This is a genomic window from Halomonas sp. Ps84H-12 (assembly GCF_024124725.1).
Taxonomy (GTDB): Bacteria; Pseudomonadota; Gammaproteobacteria; order Pseudomonadales; family Halomonadaceae; genus Vreelandella; species Vreelandella aquamarina.
Genome location: NZ_JAMXSJ010000092.1, coordinates 1 through 1,174 on the forward strand (window position 1 = coordinate 1; position 1,174 = coordinate 1,174).

Below are 1,174 nucleotides of genomic sequence, written 5' to 3' on the forward strand. Positions count from 1 at the left end.
AAATCTGCAGGCACTGAGTCAGTTGCGGGTGGGCCTGAAAGTAACCTTCGAGGGCCGGGAAGGCCCGGTGCTGGGGATCGTCACCAAGATCAACCGCAAGAGTGTGATTGTTCTGGCCGAGGACGGCACCAAACAGTACAAGGTCTCGCCGGAGTTATTAAGGCCTCTGCGTGACGTGAAGTAGGTCAACTACGTCGTGGAATGAACGCTTACGTTCCGGGAGCCTTGGCCGTCTCTCCTATGGTGTCGGCCCAGGCAAAAGAGAGTGTGTCGCTGAAAGAATATCAGCAGGCCAAAGCCAGCCAGGCTGTTTCCCTGAACCAGGCCATGGTGATGGCTTTCGAGAATAGCCCGGTATTGGCTTTGAGGCGGGCCGCGGTCTCGATACAGCAGGGACAGCTTGATCATGCCAGCCGCTGGGCGCCGAGCAATCCAGAGTTTGAGTTGGGGGCCCGTCAGGCCCCGGATCAGGCCGACGAGTCCCTGGAATATGGGGTGAGGGTTACTCAGGAGATCTGGATGGGTAATCGCGGCGACCTTGGGCAGTCGCGTGCCCGGAGTAATCTCACGTCCCGGCAACAGGAGCTTGAATACCTGAAGGTAGCCACCAAGGCGCGGGTGCGGGCCGCCTATTTCCGGATACTGCTGGCTCAGAAAGAGTTGGAAACCGCAACCCGTGCCGTTGAACTTATGCAACGCACCAAAGACCTGGTTGAAATGTCCGTAAAACAGGGTAAACAAACCCGGATTGATCTCAATACCGCAGTCATTGGGCTTGCCAGGGCCCGGAATCAAAAAGCCTCGGCGGAACAAAAGCTCGAGCAATCAAAAATTGACCTTACCGAAGTGCTCGGGGTGTCCCCCTCCGATGCCGTTGGGGTGACCGGCGAGCTTGATGTGACGCTCGAAGACCTGCCTCCGACCAGCCAGCTTGTCGAGATGGCACAGAGTCAGAGAGCGGACCTGAAAGCGGCGGCCGCCAGAATTGCAGCGGATGAAAATAGTGTTATGTTGAAGGGCGTATAATCACTGTTACGTGTATCTATGACCTGAATCCGTGAGACCGGCCCCAGGAAGCACTTCTAACCCACTGACCTGCATGGCAATATAGCCATTATCGCCATTCACCCAGACAGTGCCATGCCCAACATAAAGTTCCGCGCCAGTCGCCGCA

The 1,174-nt window shown here is 56.7% G+C and carries 2 protein-coding genes; both read left to right on the forward strand.

Annotation, left to right across the window (positions count from 1 at the left end; translation table 11 throughout):
- The coding region (locus NH344_RS18165; protein ID WP_235253714.1) for a hypothetical protein at nt 1-184 on the forward strand (184 nt) is incomplete at its 5' end.
- 83 nt (nt 185-267) lie between these two features.
- Nucleotides 268-1,026, forward strand: a complete 759-nt coding sequence (locus NH344_RS18170; protein ID WP_253028291.1) for a TolC family protein — start codon at nt 268-270, stop codon at nt 1,024-1,026.
- The last annotated feature ends 148 nt before the right edge of the window (nt 1,027-1,174 follow it).